Raw genomic sequence first — 12,480 nt, forward strand, 5'->3', positions numbered from 1 at the left:
TCATAGAATTCGAAAATCCAAGTTGTGGTATTAAAATATCAAAATTTTTGTTATACTGGTAAATACCTCAAATGGGAAGAAGGGGGCATACGATGATTATCAGAGTAGGAACATTTAATTTAAACAATCTCTTTTCTAGATTTAATTTTCAAGCAAATATTGATGAAATACCCAACGGTGAAGCAGGTGGGATTGAACTAACATTTGAACAAAATGAATTTAGTGTTCGGACATTTATGGGACGCCTGGTTCATTCAAAAAGTGTGGTCGATACTGTCAAAATAGCTAGACGTATTACTGATGTAATGAACGCCGATGTACTTGCAGTACAGGAAGTAGAACATATTGAGATCCTTAAACAATTCAATAAGGAGTATCTACATGATCTATACCCTTATATCGCATTGGTTGAGGGAAATGACCCACGGCTTATCGATGTTGCGGTGATGTCAAAATTACCAATCGGTACAATAGTCTCTCACCAAACTGCCATTCACCCAGATAGCCCTCATAAAAGAGTTTTTGGTCGCGATCTACTTCAAGTCGAGATTCTCGATCATAATAGAGAGAAACTCTTTACACTATACAATACCCACTTGAAAAGCCATTTTGTGCCTCATGATCAAGATCCAATTGAAGGAGCAAAAAATGCGAATAATCGACGAAAGCAACAAGCCGAGATAATATCTCAAATTATTAGCAAAATGGAAAGACCAAATAGTCGATTTATACTCACTGGTGATATGAATGATCCACCCTATTCTGAATTTTTATCACCAATGCTCACAGTTGATGATCTACCACTGGTTAACGCTCTTGCAAATCCTGCAGAGACACGTCCCCCGAAAGCTGAAACTCCCGGACATGGGCCTGGACCACAAACGTCAGCTTGGACCCATAGATTTATTCCTCCACGTCCAGATTTACCTCAATATGAACTTTTTGACCAAATATGGGTAAGTCAAGCACTTGCCGATCGATTTGTAAATCCTACGATTGATCGTCGTACTACACATGGTGGAGATGGAAGTGACCATGATCCGGCATGGATTGATCTGAATCTTTAAACATAGTTAAAATAAAGGAGTTCAAATGTACCTCAAAAATCCAAGTTTTCCCGAGATAAATTACCATACGATCAAATTCATAGTTGGATTTATCGCTCTTTCGCTAGCTGCTTTAACAAATGCATTTACAGAAGTACCCTTACAGTCAATCAGTGCCTCTTATCATGAAGGTGAATGGTCACGAAATATATTTGTAGGATTTCTTTTTGCCATCTCTGCATTTTTACTTGCATACAACGGAAAATCAGCTCCACAAATGGTGTTGAGTAAGATAGCATCATTTGCCGCCATTGGCGTGGCAATGTTCCCATGCAAATGTAAAACACATACGGAACTCATACCTGGGGTTCACTATATATCAGCGGTTGTCATGTTTTCCATATTGGCTATTTTTTGTTTTATTTTTCTTCGGGATGCCTATAAGAAAGGACATTTTCAAGCAAAAATAAGAGCAGTGGTATATGCTTTATGCGGCGTTGTGATGATCGCTGCAATGATGATAATGTTTATAGATTTTTTACTTGATGATGCTCTCAGTGGATATATCGAACGACTTACTTATTATTGTGAAGCATCTGCATTGATAGCTTTTGGGATTGCTTGGTTGCTTGCAAGTATGACACTACCATTAGTTACTACAAAAAATGAAAGATTTTCACTTTCCTTATTTAGTAAAGAATCAATAAAGCAATAATGAATAAGAGAAACAACATCTCACGTTCCCCCTCTCCCGAGGTGGAACAAGTGAGATCTCTTTTTATTGTTCCTACTTTTTATTTGGTAATCCATACAGAGCATCTCATACAACACAGTCCACTATCCACGCCCAACCTCAGTTTAGGAGCGATATGAAGTCATTGCGTAATACTCTTCCTAACAATCTCTTCCCAACCAAGCAATAGAATGCACTTTTGAATGTTGCTTCAATAATAGAAGATATTTATTGGTCGATACAGTCTTTGACACTTTACTTAATAAATAGCTACCCATAACTGCTCCTTTGTAATTCCAACTTTATGAAGTGGTTTATAAAAAACCTTCTTAAGATGTACATGCAATTTCCAGTCTATATGCTGAACATTAATAGTATGGTCATACTATCTACTTTGGTACAGAACAATATTTGCATCTCACAAGTAAATTAACTTATGAAGGAAAAGAATGACGATAGACGTCAATGTGGAATATACGACAGAGGATTTTTTAGATGAGATTGATGAGATCATTGAAGATACGATGATCCAGATGTTTTTTTTACAGCCCAAAAATGAAAATGAACTTGAAAAAGCAAAAGAGGATGCAGAAGAGTACAGTGCACTCTTTTATGCCATCCCGTTAAGTTTCAAAGATGAAATCGATGCAAACTGTATCGGTTATCGTATCGAGTCAGCTTCACAGCTGCAAGATCTTCCGCAGCTTGATAAACCGTTATTTATAGACGAATCGATCATAGATGATGAAACTGTTGCACTCTTGAAAGAGCGTAAGGAACAAGGCATTATATTAAATGCTACACATGCCTATGAATCGCTTGAAAACTTTTTTGTCGCTTTAGGCGCTGAAAATATCGACAGTTTCGATGAGGAAGTTCTAGCTTCTCTCTCTATGGATAAGATAGTTCTTCAAAGCGGTTTTCCAAAACACGATTTTGACGACATATATACATCGGTCAAAAAATTTTCAAATGCACTTTTCCGTCCCGAAGAAAGTATCGTAGCACGTGCAACGAAACATACCCTGCAACTTACCGGATTTAAAAAGTAAAAATTCATAGCTCAAAGGAATACCATGCAAGTTAAAAACTATCCCAAAGTTGTACTCTTAAAAGGCAACGGTCCTATCACGGTCAACAGTGAAATGATGGAGCTTATAACCATTACCTTATCACATGGTCTCATCGGTTTACCTCTCAAATCTTTACGTGCAGAAAAAGTTTACATCGTAGAGGATATGAACAGGTTTTGGGAAGTCCACAAAGAGATCAAAGAGAAACCTTGCTGCTTTGTTTATAGCCATGAAAAATTGGATGATGAGGATTTAAATCTTATTAAATCAGATAGTATCGATTTTATATCATAAAATGAATGGACATGATCGTGTTTTAGTGTAGCAACCAATTCAAGGGGGGGGTGGTTGTTGAAAAGGGAGGAGTTAACATGAAACTTGTTTAATCATTTCTTGGTTGCTATGTTAGAAGTTTATATGACTTACACTAACCGTATGTAAACATCAATAAAATTAATAAGCTCAAGACAATTCCTTAGAGTCCAGAATGAAAGTTACCGGACCGTCATTATGTATCGTTACATCCATCATCGCACCAAATTCGCCTGATTGTGTTTTGATACCATAATCGGACATTTGGGTGATAAACTCTTCATAAAGATTTTTTGCGATTTCCGGACTTTCGCTTTCTTCAAAACTCGGTCTTCTTCCTTTTTTTAGATTTCCAGCCAGTGTGAACTGTGAGATGATCAAAGCTTCGCCTTCGATATCAAACAAAGATAAATTCATTTTGTTGTTTTCGTCTTTAAAAATGCGTAGATTTACTATCTTATTGACCAGTTTTTTTATATCATTAGCGGTATCTCCTTTTTTGACACCAAGAAGGATATTGAGCCCTTCTCCAATCTCACCGATCAATTTTCCCTCTACAGATACACTAGAACTGCTAACTCTTTGAATCACGCATAACATACTAACACCTTGCAAAATTATAAATACTTTTAAAAATATAGTCTGACTAAGCCTATAGTTACATTAAATCTATCTTCAAACATTATATTATGTTATACTCTAAACAAGATACTGTAGAGAGGAGATGAAAATGAGAGCTCTAATCATCAGTGCAGATCTTTTTGAAGATTCCGAACTTAATGTGCCTTTCCATGCACTTTTGAAAGCTGGTTTGGACATAGATATCGCTTCTTTTCAAAAGGGATGTATCACTGGCAAACATGGACTGCGCCTTGAGGCAACGGTCAGTCTGGATGATGTAAACCCCAAGCGCTATGCTATCCTGATCCTTCCCGGTGGCAAAGCACCTGCAGCACTGCGTAAGGACCCCAAAGCCTTAGAGATTGCCCGATACTTTTTTGCTCATGATAAACCTGTAGCAGCGATATGTCACGGACCACAGATACTCATCTCGGCAGGATTAATGGATGATATCGAGGCAACGGGATACAAAAGCATAAAAGATGAACTTCTTGAAGCCGGTGCGATCTACAAAGATGAAAGTGTAGTCATAGATAGAAACCTCATCACTTCACGAGACCCTTCAGACCTTGATGACTTTGTCGGGGCAATCAAAAAGTGTTTACGGAAGCTCTCTACATAAAGGGGTCATGTGAACTCTAAAAAGCAAAATAGTGCCTTTTCACACACAATAGTCAAAGAACGCTTCGCGCTTGAAACATCGTTTTGCAATGCGCTTTATGCGAAAAAAACACATTTTGGTTTTGGAGGATTTGGTGAGGCTACCTACTATCGTACCTACAGCCGTATGAAAGCAGATGGTTCTCAGGAGCATTGGGCAGATACGGTCATACGTGCGATCAATGGGGTAATGTCTATCCGTAAAAACCATTATGTCGTCAACAAACTTGCATGGGATGATAGCGCATGGCAGCCTTATGCCAAAAATCTTGCTTTAACCATGTTTGATATGAAATGGCTTCCGCCGGGTCGTGGTCTGTGGATCATGGGTACTGAGTATATCTATGAACGCGGGGCTGCTGCGCTCAACAACTGCGGTGCAGTGGATACAACAGATCTTTCTCTGGCTGCAGACTGGACGATGGATATGCTGATGTGTGGTGTGGGTGTCGGGTTTAACACTGCATGGAAGGGTGAAAATGTGGTTATGCCCGACAAAACAAAACCTTTATCCTATACTATTCCCGATAGCAGGGAGGGCTGGGTAAGCTCTGTACGCCTTCTTATAGAGAGTTATACCAAAGGAAAAGAGTGGTTTGTATTTGACTACTCCAAGATCCGTCCTGAGGGCTCCCCTATCCGTGGTTTTGGGGGTACGGCATCAGGACCGTCACCTCTCAAAGAACTGCATAAGCGTATGGAAAACACCATGGACAGCTTTTATCATGGGGCGATAGATAAGACACGATGTATCGTTGATATCATGAATGAGATCGGTGCTTGTGTAGTAGCAGGCAATGTACGCAGAAGTGCACAGATAGCTCTAGGGAGTATAGATGACAAAACATTTCTTGAACTCAAAGATTACACCAAGTACCCTGAGCGTGCACAGATCGGGTGGATGTCCAACAATACAGTAGTATTGGAGAAAACAGAGGATTTCAAACAATTACCGTTGATCGCAAAACATATACGTGACAATGGTGAGCCAGGCATCATGAACCTGATCAATGTGCAAAGATACGGCCGTTATGGTGAACACTCAGAAGATAAAGCATGGCTGACCAATCCCTGTTCCGAGATCCCGTTAGAGAGTTTTGAGCTCTGTAATCTTGCCGAGGTATTTCCGGCCCGCTGTAACAATGAAGAGGAGTTCTACGAAGCGTTGGAGTTTGCCACTTTTTATGCTTCAACCGTTGCCCTGCTTCCGACACACCGCTCCGAATCAAATGCGATCATTGTAAGAAACCGTCGAATCGGTGTCAGTCTTTCCGGTATAGCAGATATGCTTGATACACTGGGTGCAACAGAATTGACACGCAGATTGCGCAAAGGCTACAAACTTGTCGTATCTACAAACCAGGCACTGGCAGCCAAGGCAGGTATCCCTGATTCGATCAGGGTAACGACGGTTAAACCTTCAGGTACGATCAGTCAGCTAGTCGGAGTCAGTTCAGGTATGCATTTCCCTACCTTTCGATATGCGATTAGGCGGATGCGTGTTGGAACTACCTCCGTGATATCTAAAGTGCTCAAAGCAGCAGGTGTTCCTTATGAGGAGGATCTATATAGTAAAAATACCACTGTATTTGAATTTCCTATCTATCAGGGCAAGACAAGAAAAGCCTCCTCTGTATCTGCTTGGGAACAATTCTCTTTACTGGCTATGCTGCAACGTGAGTGGAGTGATAATATGGTCAGTTGTACGATCTACTTCGATCCCAAAGAGGAAGGAGAACAGATCGAACATATGCTTGCACAGTTTGCTCCCCTCATCAAATCTGTTTCCATGCTCCCTCATACAAAGATAGGTGCTTACAAACAGATGCCGTATGAAGGTATCACGAAAGAGGAGTATGAAAAACGTTTGTCCGAGCTTCAAAAGATCGATTGGAACAGTTTCAGCGGCAGTGACGGTGTAGAATTGAGATTTTGCACCGATGACATCTGTTATCTCTAATAAACTTCCACTCCTAGTATAAAATACTACTGCTTACCAGAATGGAATATGCATATTCTTCTATAAAAATAGAGTCTGAGATGAATAAAAAAGAGTGGACGCAAGAAGAGTATCTGATACATAAAAAGCACAATGAAGAAAACGGTATTCAAACGATCCTGGTAGATACGGTCAATGTACCTATAGACGGTATGGACACAGTACTCTATAACCCTTATGAACTTCAGTCTTATCCTGAAGGTACGGTCTTGGTCTTTTACTGTGATACGGGGAAAACGACTATGGAGAGACTCGAAGAGTATCAAAAACGATTCCCGGGTAAAGAGTGTATCTCACTTAGAGGAGGCAGAGGATACTGGCGGCGGGCATGCAGTATCTGAAGTACATTCCTCTACTCTATTGATCTCTAGGCTCAGCTCTAAAATGCCTTCTATTACAGATTTGTCAAATCCACACATTCTACGACCATCAACACTAATCAAAGGACGCCGTATCAATATAGGGTGGTGAAAGAGTAGATCCAGAGCCTCTTCTTCGGTATAACTGTTTGGATCTATCTCCCCGTTTTTTACTGCAGGTGCGTTGGGATTGAACCACTCCTTTACCGGCCTTTTTTCCAGATAGGTATAGAGTTCTTCATGGCTCATCTGATGATCAAGCAGACTACGGCCGATCACCATGCACCCTGCATTACGCAAACTGCTTTTCTGTTTATTATTCGTAATACATCCCGGTTTTTCGTAAAAGATAATCAGCTTCATCCCATCTCTACCAGGTCAAGTGCTTTATCTGTGAGACAATAGGTAGTCGCACCGTCATCATCAAGAGTCATACACTCAGCCAGACACCCTGCATCCCACAGTAGTGCTATCGCTTCATCTACGATCTTGCGTCTTAGCCCAAGGTAGGCTGAGATATCCTCTGCATCATAGACACTGTAGTTCTCTTCATCACTGAGATTATAGATTGCTTTCATTACACTGCGTATTACTTGAGTTTTGTCATGTGGATCCAACATCAGTTACTCCTTTAAAAGTTCTATCTTTTTTTCTAAAGCTATACGTTGAAGAGGATGCAGGGATACCGTCTCCAACCATTTGGTGTACTCTTCGACGTAATGGCTTTTGATAAAACTATGCAAATTTTGTACCAGTAAAACCAGTGTCTCCAAATACGCTTTTGCTTCATCATAATTGAATTTTTTGATCGGCTGTAGTCGTCTTTTGATTCCCTGTGTAAGATTTTTATCGAGTTTATCTTCTACCAGACCTAAAAATGCCGAGGCAGCTTCAAGATCTGCATAGCTCTCATTCCATATACGTCCATTGATCACCTGATCACATGCCAGATCCAAAAACACCGGTGCAAATTCCAAAACACTTATTAGCTCTTTGAAATCATCATCGACCATAGCCCTAAAGAGCATACGGCTTCTGTTGCGTATTTTGACACGGAGGTGTTCTTTGGTAATGACATCAGGATGTACTCTGGAGAAACGCTCAAAAGCCCCAAGTCTTGAATGGTTAAATGCCATGATCGAGACCATAGGATTGATATCACTGACCTGATCTGGGTGAGAGCCTGAAGGCCTGTAAAATGCCCACTCAAGCCTTGCATAGTCATCTTTATGGGACATATAAAGCTCATCTCCCTTGGCTTCAAATTGCGGATCATCTCTAAGTGCTTCGATCTCTTCTTTATAACTTAGTTCTTCCATTCGACAACCTTTTATATATCAAAATAAAACACATCACCATAAGGCTCTAGACGTTTCATATTTTTTTTCTGACTTATCAAAAAAAGCGTATTTAGAGGAGGTGCTTGATCTATCTTGAAAAAACCGTCACTCAGTACGATCAATGTCCTGTGAAGCTCTAACGTATTTGTAAGATATTTTAACAATGGTTTAAATTCAGTTCCCCCGTTTCCTTTTTCAAACTGGATCTCCGGTCTGATATCCATTGCATCATAGGAGACAATCTTATCTGTGTCTACTTCATCATCAAAGGGAACCACCATCACTTCAAAGTCCGTACTTACGCGCAGTATCGCATCGATGATCCCCAAAAACTTCGAAAAGGTCTGATGATCAATACTCATAGACCGATCAAGCGCAATAGTGAGTACCAAACGACTCTCTTCCTGCACATAACCAGGCAGATAGAGTCCCTGATGGATAAACCTTCTGTTTGGACGCATAAAATTGCTTTTCTTATCAAAAAAACTCTCTGTGAGGTAGGTATGGAGCAAGGTTGCCAGATCGATCTTTGGCCGGATCACCTCATGTATACTCTCCAAGAAAGAGGCTGGTATATTCCCCTGTTTTTGCGCTGCACCCATGGCTTGCACGATGATCGCATCGATCTCTTCACGCGCGGCTTCCGTATCTCCCTTATTTTCTATGAGATCATACTTCTGCTCTTTGGGATTTTCGTCATCAGGAGTGCCCTCATGCTCTTTTTTTTCATCATATAAAGCGTAGTAGACTTCTTCGACGCTCTTGTCTCTAAATTTTTCAAAAAGCACTTCATCATCCGGTCGTTCTCCTATTCTTTCAAAGTCATCTAACAGTAAATTGATCACAATATCGCAGCTTCTATTCCAAGTCCCCTTTTCACGGTCATTCATACGGAAAGGGTGTTTAAGTAATATGTGCAGGAGTAAATGGGCGTACATATATTTCAGCTGGGGATCATCTAGCGTGCCGACTTTTGTTTCATCTACAAAAATCGCCATCCCGTTTGTCTCAAATGCTTCATACGGGTTTTCCTGAAAATGCATGGGCAAAGAGAGTGCCAATACGCTCAAAAACGGATGATCGAAAAGGAACTGAACCCTTATCTTCTCCAACCGTTTTTGAAGAACTTCTTTAGAGGATGTAGTCACCATACTTTTCCAACCATTTTTCAAAAGCTTCATATAATGCCAGACTCTCATCTTTGACAATAATATCTTTGATCAGCATCACACCAAACTCTGTTGGCAGTTTCTCAGAGAAACCAAAGAGATGTTCTTTGTGCATATCACTGCCGTCATAGTACTCGACCAGTGCGGAGACCAACGCGTACAGAAGAGCCGGCTGCATCTGAACTTCGGGATAATGCCCTTCATATATGGCAGCAATATCCGGAAGGCTTTCATAGACTTTGAGATAACCGACAAACTCTACACCGGCACTGTATCCGATCGTTCCGTAGATAATAGAGTGAATACTTCCTATATCCTGGGTAGCTTTGAGAATATTTGAAAGCATATGATAACTTCTAGGTGTGGCAAATGCCGGGTTAGCATCGTCTTCCACTACCGGTTCACTTGAAAGCAGATCAGGACGGAATCCTAAAAAACCGATGATAAAATGATGCAGCTTCTCTTTCAGGGCAAACAGTTTAAAGTCTTCAAATCTTGCCTCTAGATGCAGGTGTACCATACGGTTTGCTAATGGTGTCGGCAACCTGAACACCACACCTCTGTCACTTACTCTGTTCCCTGCACAAATGATCCGCCACCCTTCAGGAAGGATATATTCACCTATCTGGCGGTTAAGTACAAGTTGATAGATCGCTGCTTGTACCGAAGGGGGTGCGGAGTTGAGTTCATCTAAAAACAGGATCCCTTCCGAGTCGGGGTCTTTGGGGAAAAAGACCGGCGGCATCCATACGGTTTGATCGTCCTTGATAGAGGGGATACCCCTAAGATCCACCGGGTCTAACTGCGAGAGTCTGATATCTACAAGCTCAAGCTCTTTTTTCTGCGCAATATCTGCAACGATATATGACTTTCCTATACCAGGACTTCCATGGATAAACAACGGAGTATCCGTATCTAAAAGTGTATCAATATGCCTAAAAAGTTCTGTAGTTGAAATACTTGGTGTAATCATGCGCTTTGTTCCTTGAGAATACATGTAAAACAGGTAAGCTGGTCATTGCAAGTGGCACATGCCGGTGCAATCTTACCTATCACATCATAGATATATTTTTTCCATAATTTTTCTTTGGGCTTTTTCGCGGCAAGATCCGGAAAATGCATCGCCATAAATTTTCCCATTTCTGTTCGGCTTTTCATGCCGAGATCCTCATAGAGATGGTTCATTTCCAGTGATTTTAAAGCTACCAACGGTGCTATCGTATCTCTTGCATAACTGTCTGCAGCATATGCAACAAGTAACGCTTTTACCTCTTCATACATTCTCTGATGTTCTTCAATCATAATTCCAACTCCACCATTTTTCCCATTGCTATCTCAGCGACCTCGCGGCCGAATGCCTCACAAAGCTTCAACTCTTCATCCGTTGGGATCAACTTGATCTTTAACGGACTTACAGGAAGTCTGAACTTCAACCACTGCATACGGTCATGCAGCATGTCCGGAGCTTCACCTGTCCAACCGTATGAACCGAATGTCGCTCCGACCTTACCTGCACTTTCCAGATAGGGCATACATGCCAACAGGTCCCATGCAGGTTTCACGGCATCTCCGTTTATCGTTGGTGAACCCACTATCACCGCATCTGACTCTTCAAGCAGATCAATCATATTCTGCTCTTCCAAAGATGCCAGATCATACATACTGGCGATCATACCTGCAACAGCATCAGCCCCCTGCGTGATCTTCTCTGCCATCGCCAGTGTATTGTCGTAACTTGACATATAAAAAACTGACAATATCTTTTTGCCCTCGATGTTTTTATGGGCTTTGGCATCCTGACTCCATAGCTCGTATTTGTTGATATAGTTTTGCGGGTTCGTGCGTAAGACCGGACCGTGTAGAGGAGCAATGAGTGAGATATCAAATTGTTGATAAAGATCCAGTGCCTGCCGTACATACTGCTTGAACGGGCGCATAATATGCTGGTAATAGTATTTGAAGGCATAACTGAAATCACCTACTTCATCATCAAATAGCCTTTCATCATAATAGTGGCTTCCAAACACATCACCGCTAAAAAGTATCTGATCCTCATGCAGGTAGCTGCTCATCGTATCAGGCCAATGTAAAAATGGTGTACTCAAAAACTCAATGGTCTTGTCTCCCAGTGAGATCGTTTTGCCTGTATTGGCTATCTCAAACTCGATATCTTTTTTCAAAAGTGCTTTAAGCATCATCACCGCTCTGCCTGAAATGATCAGTTTTGCCTGGGGAGCACGCTGCATAAGCTCATCAAGTGCGCCTGAATGGTCAGGTTCAAGATGATGCAGTACAATGTAGCGGATCTCTTCATACTCACACAAAAGCTCAAGACGTTTGAAAAAGTGATCAGAGAACTCTTTTTTTACCGTATCCATCACACAGACACCTTCACTTCCCCGTACCAGGTAACTGTTGTATGAACTTCCATTTGCTGTTTTCATAATGATGTCAAAAGTACGTATCATAGGATCAAATGCACCGATAAAATGTACATTTTCTCCCAAAGCAGCTATTTTTCCTACCATATTTTGATATATGAGATAATGATCTCACCCTCTTGACTATCTACGATACATTGACACATGAGACGTTGATTGTTGTTCTTTTGATCAAACATCTTAAACACAGTGATCTCTTTTTTAGTGAGCGGGTTGAGGAGTTCAATACCTTTATCTACTCTTGCATTGCAGGACCCACAATCACCTATCCTGCATCCAAATTCCATAGATGCCCCGGTTTTCATCGCAACTTCTCTCAGGTTCATACCTAACGGTACTTTAACCCTGATATTGTCATCTTTTAAGTAGACCGTGGTCATAAGTATCCTTTTGAGATATTTAACAACTATATGCAAAAACTGTTCTAGCTGCGTCCATACATCAAATAAAGATAGTCATAAATATCACTAAGAAAGAACCTTCTGTTATCACGTTCTTCAAAATGACCTACCCAGCCCTGATCCCCTTCCAGAACCTTCCTGCTAGGGAGTACAAACTCGTTGTAGGGTAATTGTGGTTTGAGCACCGTACATGCTGTAATGGCCTGCACTACGGCATCAAAGAGTGTATCCAGGCTCTGTTCATCTTCTTTGAGATAGAGTGTTCCGTTCATCTGCATCATACGGTAGATTGCAAGTAATTGTTTTGCTTCTTTTTTCGCTGTCAT

The 12,480-nt window shown here is 41.0% G+C and carries 17 protein-coding genes; 7 read left to right on the forward strand and 10 right to left on the reverse strand.

Annotated features, from left to right (window positions below; genetic code table 11):
- Positions 1 to 92 precede the first annotated feature (92 nt).
- The 4 genes from PGH07_RS01260 (at position 93) to PGH07_RS01275 (ending at position 3,146) form a co-directional block, all read left to right on the forward strand.
- Positions 93 to 1,067 carry an endonuclease/exonuclease/phosphatase family protein gene (locus PGH07_RS01260; RefSeq protein WP_289412076.1) on the forward strand — a complete coding sequence of 325 codons (975 nt, stop codon included), beginning with the start codon at positions 93 to 95 and terminating at the stop codon, positions 1,065 to 1,067.
- Between the two features lie 25 nt (positions 1,068 to 1,092).
- The gene (locus PGH07_RS01265; RefSeq protein ID WP_289412077.1) at positions 1,093 to 1,761 is read left to right on the forward strand and encodes a DUF998 domain-containing protein; all 669 of its coding nucleotides are present in this window, start codon (positions 1,093 to 1,095) and stop codon (positions 1,759 to 1,761) included.
- A 467-nt stretch (positions 1,762 to 2,228) separates the two neighbouring features.
- Complete coding sequence (locus PGH07_RS01270) at positions 2,229 to 2,831, forward strand: hypothetical protein (RefSeq protein WP_289412078.1); 603 nt, start codon at positions 2,229 to 2,231, stop codon at positions 2,829 to 2,831.
- Positions 2,832 to 2,855: 24 nt separating this feature from the next.
- Complete coding sequence (locus PGH07_RS01275) at positions 2,856 to 3,146, forward strand: hypothetical protein (RefSeq protein WP_289412079.1); 291 nt, start codon at positions 2,856 to 2,858, stop codon at positions 3,144 to 3,146.
- A gap of 168 nt (positions 3,147 to 3,314) precedes the next feature.
- On the opposite strand, the gene dtd is transcribed toward PGH07_RS01275, so the two are convergent.
- Positions 3,315 to 3,764 (reverse strand): D-aminoacyl-tRNA deacylase, encoded by a 450-nt coding sequence (gene dtd / locus PGH07_RS01280; protein ID WP_289412080.1) that lies wholly within the window; start codon positions 3,762 to 3,764, stop codon positions 3,315 to 3,317.
- A 130-nt stretch (positions 3,765 to 3,894) separates the two neighbouring features.
- Between dtd and PGH07_RS01285 the strand changes: the two genes are divergently transcribed.
- From PGH07_RS01285 to PGH07_RS01295, 3 genes are all read left to right on the forward strand, one after another.
- A complete protein-coding gene (locus PGH07_RS01285; protein WP_289412081.1) occupies positions 3,895 to 4,407 on the forward strand; it encodes a DJ-1/PfpI/YhbO family deglycase/protease in 513 nt (170 codons plus the stop codon).
- Between the two features lie 9 nt (positions 4,408 to 4,416).
- Positions 4,417 to 6,405 (forward strand): ribonucleotide reductase barrel domain-containing protein, encoded by a 1,989-nt coding sequence (locus PGH07_RS01290; protein WP_289412082.1) that lies wholly within the window; start codon positions 4,417 to 4,419, stop codon positions 6,403 to 6,405.
- An 80-nt stretch (positions 6,406 to 6,485) separates the two neighbouring features.
- Complete coding sequence (locus PGH07_RS01295) at positions 6,486 to 6,785, forward strand: hypothetical protein (RefSeq protein WP_289412083.1); 300 nt, start codon at positions 6,486 to 6,488, stop codon at positions 6,783 to 6,785.
- Here PGH07_RS01295 and PGH07_RS01300 read toward each other — a convergent pair.
- Genes PGH07_RS01300 through PGH07_RS01340 form a run of 9 tightly spaced genes read right to left on the reverse strand, consistent with a single transcriptional unit; the run spans position 6,738 to position 12,480 of the window.
- Entirely contained in the window at positions 6,738 to 7,166 is a 429-nt protein-coding gene (locus PGH07_RS01300) for an ArsC/Spx/MgsR family protein (RefSeq protein WP_289412084.1), read from the reverse strand. The genes PGH07_RS01295 and PGH07_RS01300 overlap by 48 nt on opposite strands.
- Positions 7,163 to 7,423: a hypothetical protein gene (locus PGH07_RS01305; protein WP_289412085.1), complete on the reverse strand. Its 261-nt coding sequence runs from the start codon at positions 7,421 to 7,423 to the stop codon at positions 7,163 to 7,165. The genes PGH07_RS01300 and PGH07_RS01305 overlap by 4 nt, the downstream gene beginning before the upstream one ends.
- Before the next feature lie 3 nt (positions 7,424 to 7,426).
- Entirely contained in the window at positions 7,427 to 8,122 is a 696-nt protein-coding gene (locus PGH07_RS01310) for a hypothetical protein (protein ID WP_289412086.1), read from the reverse strand.
- A gap of 11 nt (positions 8,123 to 8,133) precedes the next feature.
- Positions 8,134 to 9,294, reverse strand: coding sequence for a vWA domain-containing protein (locus tag PGH07_RS01315; protein ID WP_289412087.1), 1,161 nt, complete (start codon positions 9,292 to 9,294; stop codon positions 8,134 to 8,136).
- Positions 9,275 to 10,285 carry an ATP-binding protein gene (locus PGH07_RS01320; RefSeq protein ID WP_289412088.1) on the reverse strand — a complete coding sequence of 337 codons (1,011 nt, stop codon included), beginning with the start codon at positions 10,283 to 10,285 and terminating at the stop codon, positions 9,275 to 9,277. The genes PGH07_RS01315 and PGH07_RS01320 overlap by 20 nt, the downstream gene beginning before the upstream one ends.
- A complete protein-coding gene (locus PGH07_RS01325) occupies positions 10,282 to 10,614 on the reverse strand; it encodes a nitrogen fixation protein NifQ (RefSeq protein WP_289412089.1) in 333 nt (110 codons plus the stop codon). Before PGH07_RS01325 ends, PGH07_RS01320 begins: the two co-directional genes overlap by 4 nt.
- Positions 10,611 to 11,840: an FprA family A-type flavoprotein gene (locus PGH07_RS01330; protein WP_289412090.1), complete on the reverse strand. Its 1,230-nt coding sequence runs from the start codon at positions 11,838 to 11,840 to the stop codon at positions 10,611 to 10,613. The genes PGH07_RS01325 and PGH07_RS01330 overlap by 4 nt, the downstream gene beginning before the upstream one ends.
- Positions 11,834 to 12,133: a 2Fe-2S iron-sulfur cluster-binding protein gene (locus PGH07_RS01335; protein ID WP_289412091.1), complete on the reverse strand. Its 300-nt coding sequence runs from the start codon at positions 12,131 to 12,133 to the stop codon at positions 11,834 to 11,836. The genes PGH07_RS01330 and PGH07_RS01335 overlap by 7 nt, the downstream gene beginning before the upstream one ends.
- 44 nt (positions 12,134 to 12,177) lie before the next feature.
- The gene (locus PGH07_RS01340; protein ID WP_289412092.1) at positions 12,178 to 12,480 is read right to left on the reverse strand and encodes a hypothetical protein; all 303 of its coding nucleotides are present in this window, start codon (positions 12,478 to 12,480) and stop codon (positions 12,178 to 12,180) included.

It is taken from the genome of Sulfurovum zhangzhouensis, assembly GCF_030347965.1.
GTDB classification, from domain to species: domain Bacteria; phylum Campylobacterota; class Campylobacteria; order Campylobacterales; family Sulfurovaceae; genus Sulfurovum; species Sulfurovum zhangzhouensis.